General features: G+C 74.5%; 16 protein-coding genes and 1 riboswitch. Of the genes, 7 read left to right on the top strand and 9 right to left on the bottom strand.

Annotated features, from left to right (window positions below):
* Positions 1-438: 438 nt before the first annotated feature.
* The 3 genes from ACFVVX_RS14085 to ACFVVX_RS14075 form a co-directional block, all read right to left on the bottom strand.
* Positions 439-1,614, bottom strand: coding sequence for a magnesium and cobalt transport protein CorA (locus ACFVVX_RS14085; protein ID WP_387945038.1), 1,176 nt, complete (start codon positions 1,612-1,614; stop codon positions 439-441).
* Positions 1,615-1,995: 381 nt separating this feature from the next.
* A riboswitch (M-box (ykoK) riboswitch) is annotated at positions 1,996-2,169 on the bottom strand.
* Positions 2,170-2,429: 260 nt separating this feature from the next.
* On the bottom strand, positions 2,430-3,335 hold the full coding sequence (locus ACFVVX_RS14080) for a RimK family alpha-L-glutamate ligase (protein WP_387945037.1): 906 nt from the start codon (positions 3,333-3,335) through the stop codon (positions 2,430-2,432).
* Between the two features lie 131 nt (positions 3,336-3,466).
* Positions 3,467-4,681, bottom strand: a complete 1,215-nt coding sequence (locus ACFVVX_RS14075) for a DUF2254 family protein (protein ID WP_387945035.1) — start codon at positions 4,679-4,681, stop codon at positions 3,467-3,469.
* Positions 4,682-5,084: 403 nt separating this feature from the next.
* Between ACFVVX_RS14075 and ACFVVX_RS14070 the strand changes: the two genes are divergently transcribed.
* From ACFVVX_RS14070 to ACFVVX_RS14060, 3 genes are all read left to right on the top strand, one after another.
* Positions 5,085-5,279 (top strand): LapA family protein, encoded by a 195-nt coding sequence (locus ACFVVX_RS14070; protein WP_387945033.1) that lies wholly within the window; start codon positions 5,085-5,087, stop codon positions 5,277-5,279.
* Positions 5,280-5,451: 172 nt separating this feature from the next.
* Positions 5,452-6,639 carry a PP2C family protein-serine/threonine phosphatase gene (locus ACFVVX_RS14065; RefSeq protein WP_387945031.1) on the top strand — a complete coding sequence of 396 codons (1,188 nt, stop codon included), beginning with the start codon at positions 5,452-5,454 and terminating at the stop codon, positions 6,637-6,639.
* 205 nt (positions 6,640-6,844) lie between these two features.
* Positions 6,845-7,378 (top strand): GNAT family N-acetyltransferase, encoded by a 534-nt coding sequence (locus ACFVVX_RS14060; RefSeq protein WP_387945029.1) that lies wholly within the window; start codon positions 6,845-6,847, stop codon positions 7,376-7,378.
* An 85-nt stretch (positions 7,379-7,463) separates the two neighbouring features.
* On the opposite strand, the gene chrA is transcribed toward ACFVVX_RS14060, so the two are convergent.
* Positions 7,464-8,645, bottom strand: coding sequence for a chromate efflux transporter (chrA, locus tag ACFVVX_RS14055; protein WP_387945027.1), 1,182 nt, complete (start codon positions 8,643-8,645; stop codon positions 7,464-7,466).
* A 650-nt stretch (positions 8,646-9,295) separates the two neighbouring features.
* Between chrA and ACFVVX_RS14050 the strand changes: the two genes are divergently transcribed.
* Complete coding sequence (locus ACFVVX_RS14050) at positions 9,296-10,531, top strand: hypothetical protein (protein WP_387945025.1); 1,236 nt, start codon at positions 9,296-9,298, stop codon at positions 10,529-10,531.
* A gap of 46 nt (positions 10,532-10,577) precedes the next feature.
* On the opposite strand, the gene ACFVVX_RS14045 is transcribed toward ACFVVX_RS14050, so the two are convergent.
* The 3 genes from ACFVVX_RS14045 to ACFVVX_RS14035 form a co-directional block, all read right to left on the bottom strand.
* Complete coding sequence (locus ACFVVX_RS14045; protein ID WP_387945023.1) at positions 10,578-11,195, bottom strand: TOPRIM nucleotidyl transferase/hydrolase domain-containing protein; 618 nt, start codon at positions 11,193-11,195, stop codon at positions 10,578-10,580.
* Positions 11,196-11,328: 133 nt separating this feature from the next.
* Positions 11,329-12,087, bottom strand: coding sequence for a class I SAM-dependent methyltransferase (locus tag ACFVVX_RS14040; protein WP_387945021.1), 759 nt, complete (start codon positions 12,085-12,087; stop codon positions 11,329-11,331).
* A gap of 121 nt (positions 12,088-12,208) precedes the next feature.
* Complete coding sequence (locus tag ACFVVX_RS14035; protein WP_387945019.1) at positions 12,209-12,700, bottom strand: HIT family protein; 492 nt, start codon at positions 12,698-12,700, stop codon at positions 12,209-12,211.
* Between the two features lie 217 nt (positions 12,701-12,917).
* On the opposite strand from ACFVVX_RS14035, the gene ACFVVX_RS14030 reads away from it, so the two are divergent.
* Complete coding sequence (locus ACFVVX_RS14030) at positions 12,918-13,520, top strand: hypothetical protein (protein WP_387945017.1); 603 nt, start codon at positions 12,918-12,920, stop codon at positions 13,518-13,520.
* A 155-nt stretch (positions 13,521-13,675) separates the two neighbouring features.
* On the opposite strand, the gene ACFVVX_RS14025 is transcribed toward ACFVVX_RS14030, so the two are convergent.
* Entirely contained in the window at positions 13,676-14,320 is a 645-nt protein-coding gene (locus ACFVVX_RS14025) for a lysophospholipid acyltransferase family protein (RefSeq protein ID WP_387945015.1), read from the bottom strand.
* 240 nt (positions 14,321-14,560) lie between these two features.
* On the opposite strand from ACFVVX_RS14025, the gene ACFVVX_RS14020 reads away from it, so the two are divergent.
* Both ACFVVX_RS14020 and ACFVVX_RS14015 read left to right on the top strand, forming a co-directional pair.
* Entirely contained in the window at positions 14,561-16,042 is a 1,482-nt protein-coding gene (locus tag ACFVVX_RS14020) for a bifunctional phosphatase PAP2/diacylglycerol kinase family protein (RefSeq protein WP_387945013.1), read from the top strand.
* A gap of 193 nt (positions 16,043-16,235) precedes the next feature.
* On the top strand, positions 16,236-16,448 hold the full coding sequence (locus tag ACFVVX_RS14015) for a hypothetical protein (protein ID WP_387945011.1): 213 nt from the start codon (positions 16,236-16,238) through the stop codon (positions 16,446-16,448).
* A gap of 175 nt (positions 16,449-16,623) precedes the next feature.
* On the opposite strand, the gene ACFVVX_RS14010 is transcribed toward ACFVVX_RS14015, so the two are convergent.
* A complete protein-coding gene (locus tag ACFVVX_RS14010; RefSeq protein WP_387945009.1) occupies positions 16,624-17,757 on the bottom strand; it encodes a DUF6745 domain-containing protein in 1,134 nt (377 codons plus the stop codon).
* Between the last annotated feature and the right edge of the window lie 14 nt (positions 17,758-17,771).

Here is a 17,771-nt window from a genome sequence, read left to right as displayed (position 1 = left end):
TCCTCGTACTGGACGTACTTGGGCTTTCGGCCGGTGCGGCGAAAGTGCGTGCCGGGCGTCGCGACGGGGCGAAGGTTGCCTGACGCGGCACTAGGTCCTGTCCGGTGGAACGCGGCGGGGGCGCGCGGTCCGGGCCCGGGCCGGGCCGGTCCGGGGTCCACCGTTTCCGGTGGGCGTGTCTTCCCCGGACCAGCCGTCGTGCCCGAAGCAGCCGTCGTCGTGACCGCGCGCCCCGCTCCCCCGATGGCGGCCCGCCCGTACTCCCCCACGAAGCCGGAGCGGACCGTTTCTCCTCGTGACCGACGCTATGTCCCCACGGCGGGTGCCAGGCCGTTCCTGACGCCTTCCTGACGCCGCCCCCGCCGGGCTTGACGCCCTCTTGGCGGCGGCCGGCGGCCAGCGGCCGGCGGCCGGCGGCCCCCCAGGGCCCGGCAGGAGTCAGAGCCAGTTGCGGCGCTTGAACACCAGGTACAGGCCTGTACAGACCAGACCCATCAGCCCGATCGCGAACGGGTACCCGAAGGCCCACTTCAGCTCCGGCATGGACTCGAAGTTCATCCCGTAGACGGTCCCGATCAGGGTCGGCGCGAACAGGATCGCCGCCCAGGAGGAGATCTTCTTGATCTCGTCGTTCTGCATGTGCCCGGCCTCGGCGAGCTGCTTCATCTCCTCGTTCTGCCGCTGCGAGACCAGGGTGGCGTTCACGGTGAGGATGTTCTGCAGCATCTGGCGGAAGCCGTCCACCCGCTCGGCCGCGTAGGTCGCGTGGTCGGCCACGTCGCGCAGGTAGCGCTGGAGCTCGTCGTCGGTGCCGTACTTCCCGAAGCCCGCCTCCAGGCTCTTCATGATCTCCAGCAGCGGCCGGGTGGCCCGCTGGAACTCGATGACCTCGCGCGAGAGTTCGTAGATGCGCCGGGACACCTGCGGGTCGCCGCCGAACACCTCGGTCTCGATCTCGTCGATGTCGTGCTGGAGCCCGGCGATCACCGGCGCGTACCCGTCGACGACGGCGTCCAGCACCGCGTACAGCACCGCCTCGGGCCCGAGCGCGAGCAGCTCCGGGTCCGCCTCCAGGCGTCGGCGCACGGCGGAGAGGTCCGGGGCCTGCGAGTGCCGGACGGTCAGGACGAAGTCCGGGCCGACGAACAGGTGGATCTCGCCGAAGTCAACCTCCTCCACGTCGTCCAGGTAGCGGGCGGCGCGCAGCACCACGAAGAGCGTGTCGCCGTAGCGCTCCAGCTTGGGCCGCTGGTGGGCGACGATGGCGTCCTCGACCGCCAGCTCGTGCAGTCCGAAGCGCTCCGCCGCCTCCAGCAGCTGCGCCTCGGCGGGCCGGAACAGCCCGATCCAGGCCATCGTGCCCGGCTTGCCGGGCAGTTGCCGGTAGATGTCGGCCAGGCCTGCGCTGGCGGGGGCCTCGACGCGGTGCCCGTCCCGGTAGACGGCCGCGTCCACGACGGAACGCTCCAGGGTGACGGGCTCGGCGGGCTGGTCGGGCCTCGGGTCCATCGAGTGCTCGGGCGCGGGCTGCGCGTCCTCGACGCGGACGGCGGTGAGGGAACGGGAGAACGGACGCTTGCTCGCGCGCACGGCGCGGACTCGCCAGTCGGACATGGCGGTACCTCCACGGGTCTGGGTCCGCCGCCCGCGCCGGGCCCTCGGGGACGTACTCCCGGGGCGCGGGTGGCAGGGGCGGCAGGCGGCCGGCCGTCCTCCACCGCGCACGGCGCCCGGTCCGCACCGGCACGGCCCGACGCGGTCAGCGGCGGGGTGCGGGGGCGCGGGTGGCGGGAGCGGTACGGGAGGAGGGGTGCCGGGTGCCGGAAGAAAAGGGGGACATCCTGGGGCAGGGCCGACTTCGACCCGGACTACTGCTCTCCACCGCTCTCACCTCCTCGCCGCCGGGGCGCCCGTACGGGTCGCCGTTACCGGGCCACCAGGAGAGTCCACACCGCACGGCCAGGGGCGCACGCACACATGCGCCCGTCAGGCGGGTGGGCACCCCTGATCTCGTCAGAGCTTTGGCACGCCACGGCGTAGCACCGGAAGGTGCAGCCACTTGGGGTCACCCCTTAGGCCGGGGAGACCTGTCCTGACCCTGGGCGTCTCTCGACGTCGTGGGGTCAGTGGCCTGTGTCCATGGCGACGCCTCACCGAACGAGGTGCCTTCACAACCTCACCGAGTCTAGTACCCGCGCGACGGCACCTCCGACCACGCCCGGGCCGCAGCGCCCACCGGCCACCCGGCAGCCGCCCGCCGGCCACCCGCCCGACCGCCCGACCGCCCGACCGCGCTCCTCGCCGCCCGGCAGAAGCTCGCCGGCTCGCCGCGGAGGCCGAGGAGTCCCTGGAGGAGTCCCTGGGCGCCTGGGAGGCGGCGCACCGCGCCCGCGCCGCAGCCCCACAGGGGCCGGTCGGCGCAGGACGGGTCAGCGCAGGGCGAGGTGGGCGGCGGTGTAGGGGATGGCGACGGTCTCCAGGCCGCCGACGGTGCCGAACACCGGGTGGACGTTGACCTCGAAGACCACCCCGCCGCTCTCCGCAGCCAGGTCGACACCGGCGAACGGGAGCCCGAGGGACTCGGTCGCGCGGACGGCGAGTTCGGCGAGCCCGGCGGGCAGTTCGCCGTCCGCCAGCAGGGTCGACACGGCGCCCTGGCTCTCGTTGCAGGGGGCGTCCGGGTCCGGCTGGACGTGTTCCACCGCGCGGACCACGCGCCCGGCGAGGACCACCACCCGGTACTGGTGGCGCCGGCCCTCGGCGTTGTAGTTGGCGGCGTCGCGGGCGATCAGCCAGTCGGCGCCCGAGGCACCGTAGTGGCGTGCGGCGGCGGACAGTTGGGCGCGGTTGGTGACGTGGAAGACGTCGTTGCCGCCCATGCCGACGGTGGGGCGCGCCCAGACGTCGCGGCCGAGGCGGTCGAAGGCGGCCGCGGCGGCCTCCGGGGTCGGCCGGGAGAGCGTGATGGTGGGCATGTGCGGGATGCCGTCCCGGGTGAACCGTTCGACCGTGAGGTCCTTCTCGGTGGCCGCCCGCCAGGCGTCCGCGTCGGTGCCGAAGGAGCGGGCACCGTGCTTGCGCAGCCGTCGCTGGCAGTCCGTGAAGTCCCGGCGGCGGTGCGGCGGGATCTCGTAGACCAGCACCGTCTCCGCGGTCACGGCCCTTCCGGCGGAGGGCACTTCGAGGTGGAGGAGGCCGTCGGCTCCGCCGATCCGGCCGGAGCCGCCGGTCATGAAGTGGCGCGCGTCGAACAGGACGGGCGCCCTGCCGGTGAGCATCTGCACGGCGGTGGCCAGCGTCTCCCGGCTGCCTTCGGTCGAGCTGTGATCAGTCATCAGAACTAGCTCGGGTAGGCCCATGCGGCCATGGAACAGGCCGCGATCTGCTCCCGGCAAGGGCGTGCCGTCGGCCATTCACTGCCCGGTGGCCGGAAACCCCGTCGCCCCCGGCGTCCCGGTGGCGGTGTTCAGGGCTCGCGCCGCGGCTCCTGCCACACCCGGGGGAGGAGTGCGGACTGCCCGTCCTCGACCAGGGCGAGCCGGCGGGCGACCTGCTCGCGGTGGTCGGCATGGGCCAGCTCCAGGAGGTGGTGGAGCATGGACCGGACGCGGGCGAGCGCCATCGGGGAGGGCAGCGCGGCCACGACCAGGTCGTCGACGGTGGACCGCAGGACGTCCTCCCAGTCGGGCAGGCGGACGACCACGCGCACCGTGCCGTCGGCATCGCCGACGGACAGGGGTTCGGGCGGCACGGCAGCGGGTTGGCCGAGCAGGTCCTCCAGGTCGTCCATGGCCTGGACCGCCGTGGCGGGGTCGTTCACGGCCGGGGAGAGCGCCCGCAGGGCGATGTCGGCCAGGAGGCGGAAGGCGAGCGTGGGGTCCTGCTCGAAGGTGCGCTCCCGCCCCACCACCAGGCAGTCGAGGACGGCGCCGTCCGGCAGCGCCCCGCCGTGCACGTCGGCGACGGCGGCGCCGCGCCGCAGGGTGGTCCCCGGGGAGTGCCGCACGACGACGACCGCGTCGGCGGCGCGGGCGGCGGCGCGCAGCCGGCCGGTGTCGACCTGCTGCAGCACGGCCGGCGGGTCCGGCCAGGCGACCGTGGAGCGGTGCGCGGGCAGCCCGGCGGCGGGAGCCGTCTCCTTCACCTCGACGGGAGTGTCCGGGCGCGGGTAGAGCGCATCGAGGATGGCGCGCCCGCGCCGGCTGATCGAGCCGAGTACCAGGGGCAGTTGGATGGCGGCGAAGGCCCGCAGCTGAAGGGCGCGCAGCATGACGGCCAGCACGAGCAGGAGGACGAGTTCGCACCCGGGGACGGCTGCCGACACCTCCCTGCGACCGCCGGTGGCCAGGGCCGCGGTGAGGGAGAAGACGACCAGGCCGATGGTGACGGCGAAGGTCCGCCAGACGATCGGGGCGTCACGGAACAGGGTGAGGCGCGGGGTGAAGGTGGTCGCGGCCCACTGCACGACCAGGAAGAGCAGCGAGAAGATCAGGACGATCGCGCCGAGCAGCCCGAGGCCCAGGGCCAGCACCAGTTCGACGACGGGCGCGGCCGGCACCGTCGGCCCGCCCTCGATCCGCGGCAGTGCCACACCAAGTCCCACTCCGGCCAGGAGGCCGAACAGTTGGGTGGCACCGGCCCGTACGCGCCGGCGGCGGCGCAGCGCGACGCGGGCGCTCATCGTCAGCCCGCCGGCACCGGTTCGCCGGCCCGGGCGGGCGGGGGCGTCGGTTCGGTTCGCATGTCCGGGGTCCTTCCGCCGGGGGCGCCCGGGGCTTCGGCCGCCGTCGCGCTGGACAGCCGCCCCGGATCGGGCGGCACCGTACGGGGCTTGCGACACGGCGAAAGGGCGGCACGGTCACGGACTGCACGGCTACGGACTTCACGGTCACGGACTGCACGGTCAGGGCGTGCTTGCGACGCTACCGCAGCCCGCCCCGCGGCGCTCCGGCACGAGTACGCGGTCGCACCCGCGCCCCGGCTGCGAGCAGGCCCGAATCCGGGCGGCGTTCCATACTGGGGGAATGGCGCAGAACACTCCTCCGCCGCATCGCCCGCCGACCCTCACGGTCAAGGGGCGGGATGTGCGGCTGCGTACGATCGGGGTGGCCGTTCTTGCCGTGCTCGCCGTCTGGTTCATCGCGGCCAACACCGGATCGGTCTCCATCACGCTGTGGATCGCCACCGTCACCCTGCCGCTGTGGGCGGTCCTCACCGTGACGCTGCTGGCGGGGATGGTCCTCGGTTTCTTCATCGCCCGCCGCCGGGCGAGGGGCTGAGCCCGGCGCCGCCTCGAAGCGGTTCATATCCAGACATTCCCCCTTCCCCTTTTCCATTTCTTTGCATAGCCTTTACGTACCAGGAGAGGAGACCGGGCGGGGGATGGAGGTCCGCCTCGCCTGGGCGGGTGGGGCTCGGCTCACAGAGCACTCACCTCCGAGGGAGTACCCCGTGGACATCAGGCCTCCGTACGGCAGCCCCTTCGTCGCCGCGCTGCTGCCCTACGCCCTGATCGTCGCGGTGACCGCCGTCGACATCCTGGCGGGCTCCGCGATCCTGCTGGCCCTCCTGGCCGCGCCGCCGGCCCTCGCCGCCGCCGTCACCGCGCCCCGCGGGGTCCTGGTCGCCGGGGTCGCCTCACTCACCGCCTGCCTCGCGGCGGCGGCCACCGACGGCATCCTGACCAGCTGGCGTGCCGTCGTGGCCTACGGCGCCGTGGCCGCCGTCACCGCGGCCGGCACCTACGCCTCGGCGGCACGCCGCCGCGCCGAGGAGCACCGGTGCCGCGCCGAGCACCACCGGCACCGCGCCGAGCGCGACCTGGCGGACGCCCGGGCGGTGGCCGACGTGGCCCAGCGCTTCATCCTCGGCCCGGTGCCCGAGCGCAGCGGCACACTCGACCTGGCCGTCTCCTGCACCTCGGCGGCGGCCGGCGCCCGGATCGGCGGCGACCTCTACGAGGCGATCCCGGTCCCGGGCGGCGTGCGCGTGATCGTCGGCGACGTCCAGGGCAAGGGCCTGCAGGCGGTCGCCGGCGCCGTCACGGTCCTCCGGGGGTTCCGCGAGGCCGCGCCCGGCGGGAGCGGCCTGCACGCGATCGCCGCCCACATCGAACAGGGCCTGGCGGACCGCGCGAACGGCGACGAGTTCGTCACCGCGGTCCTGGCCGAGTGCCGCTACTCCGGCGTGGTCACCGTGCTGAACTTCGGGCACCCGCCCCCGCTGGTCCGGGGCGCCGACGGGACCACCCGCCTCGCCGAACCGGACCTGCCCGGCCTGCCCCTGGGCCTGCCCTTCCGCGATGCCGACGGCCCGGGCAGCTGCACGGTCCGGCTGGCGCACGGCGACCGGATCCTCTTCTACACCGACGGCATCGCGGAGGCCCGCAACGCCGCCGGCGAGTTCTTCCCCCTCCAGGAACAGGGCGCTCTCCTCGACCACCCGAACCTGCCGCACGCGCTCACCGACCTGCGCCGGGCGCTGGACGCGCACACGGGCAGCCCGCTCGACGACGACGCCGCGCTGCTCCTGCTCCGCTTCTCCCCCACCGCCGTCGAGGCCACCGCCGCCGGTACCTCCGCCGCCCCGGCCGCACGGCCGCCCGGGCACGCCCGCAGCAGTGAGGCCGTCACGCGGTGACCTGGTGACCTGGTGACCTGGTGACGCGGCGACGTGGTGGCGTGATGAGGCCATGGCACGGCGGGGCGGCGACGCAGTGGAGCCGTGGAGCCGTGGGGCCGTGGCCTCCCGCGGTACCAGGCCCTCCCCCGCGCGATCTCCTCGCGCAGACGCCGTCGGGCGGAGGCATGATGGCCACGAGGACCACCGAGGAGGGTGCCGGCCCATGGACATCTCGTTGACCACCGATCGGCTCATCATCCGGGACTGGTCCACCGACGACGCCGAGCAGGCGCTGGAGATCTACGGCTCGCCGGAGGTCGCGCGCTGGCTCACCCCGGCGATGGACCGCGTCGGCGACGTGGCAGCGATGCGCTCCGTCCTCCAGGCCTGGCAGGAGGCGCAGCCGAACCTGCCGGTGCCCCGGGGGCGGTGGGCCGTCCAGCGCAAGGAGGACGACGCGGTCGTCGGCGGCCTCGGCATCCGGCTGCTGCCGCCCTACGAGGACGATCTGGAGATGAGCTGGCAGCTCGCCCCCGGTGCGTGGGGGAAGGGCTACGCCGCCGAGGCCGGCCGCGCCCTGATCGCCTGGGCCTTCAGGCAGGACGCCGAGGAGCTCTTCGCGGTCGCGCGGCCGAACAACGTCCGCGCCATCTCGATGGCGAAGCGACTCGGGATGCAGTGGGTCGGCGAGACCACCAAGTACTACGGGCTCAGCCTGCAGGTCTACCGCATCCGCCCCAGCGACCTGCCCGGCTGACCTGCTGACCTGCTGACCTGCTGACCTGCTGGCCTGGCGCCGTCTCGGCGTTCGGTAGACCTGCCACGACCCGTCACGACCCGCGTCAGCCGACGGACCGGCCGGCCAGCGCCGCCGCGATGCCGAGCGCACCCGCTCCCAGCAGGGCACTGACCACACCCCGGCGGGCGGCCAGCAGCCAGAGCGCGGCGCCGGCCAGGACGGCGTACTGCCACCCCTGCCGCAGGGCCAGGGCGAGCGGGATCGCCGACCCCGCGATCGCTCCGATGACCGCCGGACCGGCACCGGTGAAGAAGGCCTGCACCCGATCGCTGGCACGCAACCCGTCGAAGCGCCGCCCGCCGAGGAGCACGAACAGGAAGGACGGGGCGAAGGCCACCGCCGCCGCGAACAGTCCGCCCCCCACCCCGGCCGCGGCGTAGCCGACCACGGCGACGGTCTGCACCACCGGCCCGGGGGTGATCTGGCCGAGGGCGACCGCGTTGAGGAACTGACCGTCGTCCATCCAGTGGTGGCGGCCGACCGCGTCGGCCTGCATCAGCGGGATGATGACGAACCCGCCGCCGTAGGACAGGGCGCCGACCTTGAGCGCCACCCACGCCAGCGCCGGCACGCCGCCGAGCGCCGGGGCGACGGCCAGCGCGGGCCAGCCCGCCGTGGCCCGGCGCTGCGGGCTACGCCGCCCACCCGTGCGCACGGCGACCTCCGTGAGGCCGGCCGCCAGCAGGACCAGGACGAGCCACGGGCCGGTCAGCGCGGCGGCCGCCCCGCCCGCGAGCGCGTAGCAGAGCCAGCGCGCGCGGGCCGGGCGCTCCCGGCCGGCCCGCTGCCGGCTCGCCGGGACGAGCGACCAGGCCGCGTGCAGGGCGACGGCCGCCACGGCCGAGCCCGCCACGGCCGCCGCGCCGCGCACCCAGAGCGGCGGCCGCCCGGAGAGGAACAGCGCGGCCAGGGCCAGGATCAGCACCAGGCCCGGAACGATGAAGCACACCCCGCCGACCAGCGCGCCCGGCACCCCGCGCAGCCGCCAGGCGGTGAGGATCGCGAGCTGGGTGGACGCCGGGCCGGGGAGCAGGTTCGTCGCGGTGATCGCGTCCTCGAAGTCGGCCGCCGCGATCCACCGCCGCCGCTCCACGCACAGCCGGCGCAGCAGCGCGATGTGGGTGGGCGGACCGCCGAAGCCGGTGCAGCCGATCCGGCCCCACTCCCGCGCGATGGTCCCCAGCCCCACCCGGGCCGGTCCCGGTCCGCCCACCTCAACCGCCATGTTCCGCTCATCTCCCGCGCCACTCGGTCCTCGTCCAGCCCGGGGACCTTAGCCGCAGGAGTTGAACAGCCGGCGCGCGGCCGGGAGTCGGCGCCCGCTCGGAACCAGTGCCACAACCACTGGTTGTGGCTCGCCGATGGACCGGTTGTTTGACCCGCCGTCCGGCCGCTGGCTTTGATGGCGCCGGTCAACGTTCGGCTGTTCCGGTGAGATCCGGCTGTTGCGGCTGTTCGGGCTGTTCCGGCGAGAGGTGAGGGGTGTGCGAAGCACGGGGGCGAGGCGGTCGCTGGGGCGTCGGTTCGGGTGGCTGTGGGCGCCGGTCTGAGCGGTCCGCCCCCGCCGTCCGGGCCGGCCGGGTTTGCGCGCCCCGATCAGAAAGCGGGCGGAGTGCGCGACAAACGACCCCTGCGAGCGAATCAGCGCGTCCAACTCTCCGTCCAGGGCCGGCGACCCAGCTGCTCGGGCGTCGGGCTTCAGTCGGTAGGCGGCGGCACCGCCGAGATCCTGCACGTTTCCTCGCCGGGGAGCGGGCCGCCGCAAGCGGTCGGGCGGATCTTCGATGATCTCTACAACCTTTTCCGCGCCCATCGGTCTACCTGGGTGCAGACCTCCGGGCCGAGACCGGAGGAGGCCGTCGTGGAAGGATCCGCATGCGCGCAAGACCCGCCGCCGTCGCCGTGCTCACGGCCCTGGCCCTCACCGGGCCCTCGATCATCGCCGCCCCGGCCGCCGTCGCCGACCCGGTCCCCAACCTCACCGTCCCGGCCGGATTCGTCGGAATGAGCCCCACCCGGGTGCTGGACACCCGCGACGCGCGGTACGTCCCCAACGGCCAGCAGAGGCCGCTCAACCCCGACGAGCACTACACGGCCCCGCTCCTGGCGTTCAGCTCCCACATGCCCCCCACCACCTACCCGGTCGTGCCCGCCGACACGACGGCGGTGGTGGTCAACGTGACCGCGACCAACCCGACCACCGACGGCTACCTCTCGCTCGCGGCCCTCGACCTCGGCAACGTGCCGTCCACCTCCAGCCTCAACTTCACGGCCGGCCAGACGGTCTCCAACCTGGTCACCATCGCGGTCAGACCGGGCACCACACCGGAGATCACGGTCTACAACCACGCTGGCACCACCGACGTCGTCCTCGACGTGGTCGGCTACTACCGGCCCGGCTCCACGGACAAGTACGCGCCCCTGGCGCCCTCCCGGCTGGTCGACAGCCGCACCGACGGCGGCCGGATCGGCTGGGGCGGCGTCCGCTCGGTCCAGGTCGCCGCCCCGGAGCTCGGCACGGCCGACGCCCGCGCGGTGATCCTCAACGTCACCGCCACCGCGGGGACCAACGACAGCTACCTGACGGCCTACCCGACCGGCAAGGAGCGTCCATACGTCGGCTCGAACGTCAACTTCACCACCGGGCGGACCGTCCCGAACCAGGTCGTGGTCCCGGTCGGCGCCGACGGAAAGATCGACATCTACAACCACGTCGGCACGGTGGACGTCATCGTCGACCTCGTCGGCTACTACGGCCCCTCCGGCACCGCACTGTTCAGCGCGCTCGGCACCCCCACCCGGGCGGTCGACACCCGGGGCTCGACGCCCGTCGAACCCGGCGAGACCCGCACCCTGACCATCATCGACGCACACTTCACGGGCGCGGCCCTCAACGTGACCGCCACCGCACCCACCGCCGACGGCCACCTCACGGTGTACCCCGCCGCAGCGGCCCAGCCGAACACGTCCAGCCTCAACTTCGCCGCCGGCCAGACCGTCGCCAACTCCGTCACCACCGCGACCGATGGCGGACGCATCAAGATCCACAACAGCAACAACGGCTACACCCACGTGATCGTCGACTTCACCGGCCTCTTCATCACAGGCTGACGCGCCAGGGGCCGCTCTGCCCCACAGCAAGAGCGGCCCCCGCCGGTCACAGGTTCGCGAGCAGATCGTGGAGGGGAGCGGGTACCCGATCGGATTCGAGGCCCTCGACCAGGAGGTGGCCGTAGCGGATCTTGCGGCCCTTCTTCGTACCGAGGAAGCGCCGCATCTGTTGCCGCGGGGGTTCGCCCCGGTGCGCGGGCTGGCGTCCGAAGGTCTGCCAGGCCGGGAGGTCGCCCTCGGCCCGGACGATCTCCTCCACCCGTGCCACGCCCAGCGCGCGGATGAGTTCGTCCTCCAGGTCCGTCACACACACGAAGAAGCCTTGGCGCGGCGCGCCGGCCCGTTCGAGAGCACGGTCGTAGAAGCCCTGTTCGCCTTCGTCGCACAGTCCGGCGAGGCGCAGGCCCAACCCCGGCGGTCCGAGGAGGCCGGCGTAGCGGCCGACGTTCATCGCCCCGTTCATGGGCAGGACGCACACGCCTTCGGCGGGAAGGTCCCGGCCGTGACGCGCGGCCAGCGTCTCCACGGCCGCGAGATCGCTCGGCCCTTCCAACAGCACCGCGGTCCGCACGCGCAGTCGCACGGCCAGCTCACTCGCCAACTCGCCGGAGCCGCCCGCCGCCCAGCTGGTGACCGCATCCCGGAACGCTTGTATGTCCGCCATGGGAGGATCTTGCTCCTGCCCGGGCAGGCGGCGCACGGATTATTCGTCGGCCGCGCGCCGGGTGACCCCACGTGAGCGGGAGGAGCGGCTCCGGGCGTTCGCGTTGTCCAGTGCAGACACCGGATCAGTCGATCTACTTGCGCGCCTCGATCAGGAAGCGCGCCGAGTGGGCCACGAACGGGCCCTCGGCGCGGATCAGCGCGTCCAGCTCGCGCAGCCGGTCGAGGTACGCCCCGACGGTGAAGCCCGGCACCATCCAGATCACCTTCCGCAGGAAGTACACCACCGCGCCGATGTCGCGGAACTCCATCCGCAGCCGCTCGGAGCGCAGGTCCACCACCTCCAGCCCGGCCGCCCGGGCGTCGGCGCTCTCCGTCTCGGGGTGGCGGGCCCGGCGGGCCTCGGGCTGCGGGCCGAGGAAGTACTCCACCAGCTCGAACACCGAGGCCGGCCCGACGTGCTGCGCGAAGTAGCTGCCGCCCGGCCGCAGGACCCTGGCGATCTCCGCCCACCACACCGTCGCCGGGTGGCGGCTGGTCACCAGGTCGAAGGCCTCGTCCGCGAAGGGCAGCGGCGGCTCGTCCGGATCGGCGACCACGACGGCGCCCAGCGGGTGCAGCAGCCCGGTCGCCTTGGCGACGTTCGGCGGCCAGGACTCGGTGGCGACCATCACGGGCGGCAGGCTCCCCGCCCCGGCCAGCACCTCGCCGCCACCGGTCTGGATGTCCAGCGCCGCCGACGCCGACGCCAACCGCACGCCGAGCAACCGCTGATAGCCCCAGGACGGCCGCTGCTCGGTGGCCCGGCCGTCCAGCCAGGAGAAGTCCCAGCCGTCGACGGACACCGCCTCGGCCTCGGCGATCAGCTCTTCGAACGTTCGTGTACCAGGCATACCCCCATCCTCGCCGCGCCCACCCCGCAGGCCAACCGGATTTCCGGGGAGGCCGTCACCGCCGGTCAGCCGGAGCCGTGAGGACCTCCTGTGCAGCCGAGGTGGCTCGTCGATCACGAAATCACCGTGCTGCGGATCGTCCGTCTGCGAGCCGGTCCAGCTCCTCGCCGATCGCCTCCCGCACGGCGTCGTGCTGCCGGCCGAGTGCATACCGTGCGTCGCTCCACCGCTCACGCGGATACAGCCACACGGGCTTGCTCACGAGTTCGGTCGGCTCCCATGCGAACCGCGGCCACACATGTGCATGCAGGAACGGGTCGGTGTTCCCGAGAATCTCGAGGTTGACCCGCCGGAAAGCGGGGTCCAACCGGCGGCAGGCGCGTTCGACCGCCTCCCCGAGCCTGTCCATGCCGGCCAGGAACGCCAGCCGCTTACTCCGGGGAAGCTCCGACAGCCGCTGGACAGCAGGATCATCCGCCAGCAGAACCGAGTATCCGGGCAGGAACTGAACGTCCCCGACCACTGCGAACCCGGCCTCCAGCCTCCGGAGCACCGTCGGATTCTCGCCCCGAAGGGCGCTGCCGATCCGGTCCTTCCGCCAGTCATCAGTCATGACCAGCGACCCTACACACGCCTGATCGGCGGCGGCCGGGACCGGCCGCGGGGCACGTTCCCGTGCCCATGTCAGCTTTAGGCCAAGATTGCCCGTTCATCTGATCTACGCATCTTCGGCACATGATCCCCGCATAAGGTGAAGCCCGTTCCATCCCGGTTTCCCCCGTCACGGGCCGCTTCCGCGTGCCCGCCGCTAGGACTGGAGTGAATTGACCATGCTGGCCCGTCACTTGTGGAATCACCTGACAACTTCCGTCGTCCGCAGGGGCGTAGGCGCCACCCTGGGCGCCCTCGCGCTCGTCGCGGCCTTCGTCCTCGCGGGCACCGCCGCCGGGACGACGAGTGCGGCGGCCAAGCCGGCGGGCTGGGGCGGCCCCGGCAAGTGGGCCTGCGGCGGGGCGCCCGTCCAGTCCGGATGGGTCATCACCCTCTACGACCGGACCGGCTGCAGCGGCAACGGCGCCTGGTACCAGGAGCCGGTCAAGGACGGGATCTGGACCTGTTCGGGCTCGCCGATCGTCCCCGGGTACGTGATCTCCGACCACATCCAGAGCGGCTGCAACGGCATCGGCTCCTGGCGGCACAGCCTCCCCAAGGACGGCATCTGGACCTGTGGCGGGTCGCCCGTCATCAGCGGGTACGTCATCACCGACTACATCGTCAACGGCTGCAACGGCGTCGGGGCCTGGCGGCACAACCTCGCGCGCAACGGCCTGTGGACGTGCCCGGGCTCGCCCATCCCGGCCGGCTGGCGCGCCAGCACCTACAGCGCCGGCGGGTGCAGCGGCCTCGGCGCCTGGGCCCTGGTCCGCGCCTGACCCCACCGCACACCCCGGAGGCACCGCGGACCCCTGCGGTGCCTCCGTCGCGTCTGCGCGGCGGGCTCGGGCCTGTCTGGGGCTCGGGTCTGTCCGGGGCTCGGGTCCGGACGGGGCTCGGGTCCGGACGGGGCTCGGGTCCGGACGGGCCGTCCTCAGCCGGCCGCGCGGCGTGCCGCGACCGCCCAGGCCCTGGTCACGGCGCCGTGCGCGTCGGCGGTGGCGGCGGCGGTGTCCTCGGGCAGGTGCAGCGGCGCCCCCAGGTGCACGTGGAGCCCGGGCCGCCGCAGGGGCGCCGTGGCCACACCGGCCAGCTGCTTCGCGGCGCCGCCGGAACCCACCCGGCGGGCACCCGCCTGGCCGAGCGGGACGACGGGGGCACCGGTGGCCCGGGCCAGTCGGGCGGGGCCGGTACGGAACGGGCCGGGCGCCAGCTCGCCGGAGTCCCGGCGGCGCGGCAGGCCGCCCTCGCCGTAGACGAGCACCAGCCGCCCGCGGGCCAGCGCGTCCGCGGCGGCCTCCAGTGCCTCGGCCGCCCGCCCGGTGCCCCGGTGGACCGGGATGTGGCCCTCGCGCCGCAGCACCCCGCCCAGCAGCGGGATGCGCCACAGCCCGGCCGCCGCCAGCACCACCGGCCGGACGTCCAGGCGGTGGAGCGCGGCGAGCACGATCGCGGGGTCGGCGAGCGAGGTGTGGTTCGCCACCACGATGCTGCCCGGGGCGAGGCCGGCGCCGGGGTCGCTACTGACCGTCAGGCGGCCGAAGGCGGGGACGAGGGCGGCGGCGGTTCGGCTGAGCATGGCGTTCATGGTCCTTCGGGCAGGCTGGGCGGGATCGGTCGCAGGGCCAGCCTCCTCCCGGCGGCCGTCACCCGCCTGAGTACGGGTACTCAACCCTGCAGTCAGGGGCGGTCGGGCTGCGGTGCGGTCCCGTCCGGGGCCCGGTCCGGCCTGCTCCGGACCGGGCCCCGCCACCCGGTCGGAGGCCGGGGAGCCGCGCTGATCCGACCGGCCCGGCCGCACAGCGCCTAGGCTCCAAGGATGAGGCGACTCGACGCAGTGGACCGAGCCCTGTTCGACCGAGTGGCGCTGGCGCGTCTGCACGGCGCCCGCCCCTGGCTTCGCGGCCTGAGCCGGGCGGCCGACCACGGGGTGCTCTGGCTGTCCGCGGCCGCCGTACTCGGCGCCGTCGGCGGGCGGACCGGGCGGCGGGCCGCCCTGCGCGGCATCGGGTCGCTGGCCCTCGCCTCGGCGACGGCCAACATCGCCGCCAAGCAGCTGACCCGGCGCCCGCGTCCGCTGCTGGACCAGGTGCCCGTCCCGCGGCTGCTGCTCCGGCAGCCCGTCACGACCTCGTTCCCGTCCGGGCACTCCGCCTCGGCGGCGGCCTTCGCGACGGGTGTCGCGATCGAGTCGCCGCTGCTGGGCGCCGCCGTGGCGCCGGTCGCGGCCGCCGTGGGCGCGTCGCGGGTGTACACGGGCGCGCACTACCCGGGCGATGTGCTGGCGGGCCTCGCGCTGGGCTCGGCCCTGGCGGCGCTGACGCTGCGCTGGTGGCCCCGCTCGGCCGAGGGGCCCGTCCCGGCCGGCCCGCCGCGCCGGCCGGCGCCGGCCCTCGCCCGGGGATCCGGCCTGTTCCTGGTGGTCAACAGCGGCTCCGGCAGCGGCGCCCTGCTGCCGACCGGACCCGAGGAGACGGCGGCCGGACTGCGCACCCTGCTCCCCCGCGCCGACGTCCGGCTCTGCGGCCCCGACGACGACCTGCCCGCACTGCTCGCCGACGCGGCCGACCGCGCGGCCGAGGCCAAGGGCGCGCTCGGCGTCTGCGGCGGTGACGGCAGCGTCAACCTCGCCGCCGCGCTGGCGGTCGAACGCGGACTGCCGCTGGCGGTCTTCCCCGGCGGCACGCTCAACCACTTCGCGCTGGACCTCGGCATCGAATCCCCCGACGCGACCGCGGCCGCCGTCGAGGCCGGCGCCGCCTGCGGGGTGGACCTGGGCCTGGCCGTCGACGACACCGAGCGACGGGTGTTCCTGAACACCTTCAGCCTCGGCGTCTACCCCGAACTGGTCCGGCTGCGCGAGTCGTTGGAGGGCCGGCTCGGCAAGTGGCCGGCCCTGGCGGTGGCCGTCGCCCGGGCCCTGGCCACCGCCGAGCCGGTCACCGTCGAGGCGGCCGGCCGCAGCCACCGCCTCTGGCTGCTGTTCGCGGGCAACGGCGCGTACGACCCGCCGGGCTTCGCCCCCACCCACCGGACCGGCCTGGCCGACGGACTGCTCGACGTCCGTGTGGTGGACGGCGGCAGCCGGTTCGCCCGGACCAGGCTGGCGGCGGCGTTCCTCTCCGGCACCCTCGGCCGCTCCCGGGTCTACCGCGCGGCCCGGCTGACCGCCCTCGACATCGACTCCCTCGGGGACGCCGAGCACATCGCCGTGGACGGCGAGAGCGTGCCGGCCGCGGGCGCGCTGCGACTGGCGAAGATGCACAACGCCCTGACGGTGTACCGGCCCTCACCCGCGTAGGCGAGGCCTCGGCCCACCCCGGCCGCGTGCCCCCGGCGTGCGCTGGGCGTGCGCGGGGGGCACGGCGACGGGAGCTGAACGACCGACCGGGCGGGGCGACACGCAGCACAAGCCATTCGAGTGACATTGCCCCCGCACCGCGCTTTCGACTCCCTAGTGTGCAGAGCAAGTTAGCCTACGAAGGGACTACTCCATGTACCGCACCGTCCGCACCTTCGCCGTACTCCTCGCGGCCGCCGGCGCCATCGCCGTTCCGACCCAGGCCTTCGCCGAGAGCGGCGACAACACGGAGGTGAACGTCACCACCATCACCGTGATCGGCACCGGCAACCAGCTCGCCGGCGGCGACATCTTCAACGTCGGTGGCGACAACGTGGTCGGCTCCTTCAACGGTGAGGCCCCCTGATCCCCGCCCCATCACGAACGGGACCGCCCGCACCCCTCGGGGTGCGGGCGGTTCGTCGTGCGCCAGCCCCACGACGTACGGCACTTCGCGCTGTCGGCCCGCCGCGGGACCGTCCTGCGCCGGTTCCGCGAGCGGGGCTCCGGGCACGCCGTGCGGCTCGTCGGCGCTCAGGTGCTCAGGTCTCGCGCTGGGGGTGGTACTCGGCCTCCGGTATGCCGAACGTCCAGGCCACCCCGGCCCGGGCGGTGCGGGTGCTCGGCGGGACCCGCAGCCAGTAGGTGCGGAAGGTGCCGTCCGGCTCGGCCGTCGAGTTGACCACCTCGACCATCACCACCGCCTCGTCGTCCGGCAGTTGGATCCGCCACAGGACACCGGTCTCGTCCCGGTGCAACGGCTCGGCACCGGAGTCCGCCAGGTAGCGCTCGTAGCCGTAGTGCTCCAGCATGACGCGGCGCAGCTCGGCGTTCTCCTCCTCGCGGATCCGCTCGACGGTGACGGTGCCGAGGCCCCCGAGGAAGTCGGCCGGGACCGGCATGCCGCGCCACGCGTGCAGGGCGAACCCGTCGGCGTAGGCGAGGGCCGGACCGTCGGCGCGGTCGAGTCGGCCGGCCTCGTCGCGGTGCAGTTCGAGGGGCCGCTCGCTGACCAGGGCCACCCGCTCGTACGGCCACCACCAGCCGGCGCCGCGCGCCACCTCGGCGAGGGCGGCGAGGCCCGCCGGGTCGAGGTCGGCGCCGGGGGCCGTGTCCAGGTCCGCCCCGGGGGCGGCCAGGCCGAGGCCGGCCGCTTCGAAGGCCGCGAACCAGGGCGCGTCGTGCTGGCCCCGGACGGCGTCGAGCAGCCCGAGCCGGACGACCGTGCGGCGGGCCCGGGCAGCCTCGACCACGTCGTCCGGGTCCTCCTCGACGTCGGCGTCGGGGGCCAGCCGGTCGAGGACCGCGTCGCGGATCCGGCCGGCCAGCGCGTTGGTCACCGGCCCGAGCTCCCCGCCGGTGAGCCCCCAGAGCGGCGCCCAGCCCGTCGCGCCGACCTGCTCGACGGCCCGGCGCCGAGCCGCCTCCCACGGCTTGGTCCGGACGGCCTCGCGCACGCTCACCGCTCCGCCGGCCCGCAGTTCCAGCGCGGCCTCGGCCGCCGCCAGCGGCGAGCCGAACCACCGGACCGCCTCCGGCTCGGCCAGCCCGGCGGCGCGGTAGGCCGCCCGCACCGCGCGCTCGACCGCCGCCCGGTCGCCCGGACCGGTGGCCGCCGCGCCCGCCCGCCAGCGGGCCGTCGCCTCACCCGTCCGGGCCGTCTGCTGCACCGTCATCACGCTCTCCCCTC

This window comes from Kitasatospora sp. NPDC058170, assembly GCF_042883905.1.
In the GTDB taxonomy this organism is placed as follows: Bacteria; Actinomycetota; Actinomycetes; order Streptomycetales; family Streptomycetaceae; genus Kitasatospora.
The sequence above is the reverse complement of the archived record's forward strand: the minus strand, read 5'-3'. Positions and strand labels throughout refer to the sequence as shown.

Excerpts from the sequence above, each read along its gene's own strand:
- ACFVVX_RS14085 (WP_387945038.1), bottom strand. The coding sequence starts at position 1,614 with ATGTCCGACTGGCGAGTCCGCGCCGTGCGCGCGAGCAAGCGTCCGTTC.
- ACFVVX_RS14080 (WP_387945037.1), bottom strand. The coding sequence starts at position 3,335 with ATGACTGATCACAGCTCGACCGAAGGCAGCCGGGAGACGCTGGCCACC.
- ACFVVX_RS14075 (WP_387945035.1), bottom strand. The coding sequence starts at position 4,681 with ATGAGCGCCCGCGTCGCGCTGCGCCGCCGCCGGCGCGTACGGGCCGGT.
- ACFVVX_RS14060 (WP_387945029.1), top strand. The coding sequence starts at position 6,845 with ATGGACATCTCGTTGACCACCGATCGGCTCATCATCCGGGACTGGTCC.
- chrA (WP_387945027.1), bottom strand. The coding sequence starts at position 8,645 with ATGGCGGTTGAGGTGGGCGGACCGGGACCGGCCCGGGTGGGGCTGGGG.
- ACFVVX_RS14050 (WP_387945025.1), top strand. The coding sequence starts at position 9,296 with ATGCGCGCAAGACCCGCCGCCGTCGCCGTGCTCACGGCCCTGGCCCTC.
- ACFVVX_RS14045 (WP_387945023.1), bottom strand. The coding sequence starts at position 11,195 with ATGGCGGACATACAAGCGTTCCGGGATGCGGTCACCAGCTGGGCGGCG.
- ACFVVX_RS14040 (WP_387945021.1), bottom strand. The coding sequence starts at position 12,087 with ATGCCTGGTACACGAACGTTCGAAGAGCTGATCGCCGAGGCCGAGGCG.
- ACFVVX_RS14035 (WP_387945019.1), bottom strand. The coding sequence starts at position 12,700 with ATGACTGATGACTGGCGGAAGGACCGGATCGGCAGCGCCCTTCGGGGC.
- ACFVVX_RS14030 (WP_387945017.1), top strand. The coding sequence starts at position 12,918 with ATGCTGGCCCGTCACTTGTGGAATCACCTGACAACTTCCGTCGTCCGC.
- ACFVVX_RS14025 (WP_387945015.1), bottom strand. The coding sequence starts at position 14,320 with ATGCTCAGCCGAACCGCCGCCGCCCTCGTCCCCGCCTTCGGCCGCCTG.
- ACFVVX_RS14020 (WP_387945013.1), top strand. The coding sequence starts at position 14,561 with ATGAGGCGACTCGACGCAGTGGACCGAGCCCTGTTCGACCGAGTGGCG.
- ACFVVX_RS14015 (WP_387945011.1), top strand. The coding sequence starts at position 16,236 with ATGTACCGCACCGTCCGCACCTTCGCCGTACTCCTCGCGGCCGCCGGC.
- ACFVVX_RS14010 (WP_387945009.1), bottom strand. The coding sequence starts at position 17,757 with ATGACGGTGCAGCAGACGGCCCGGACGGGTGAGGCGACGGCCCGCTGG.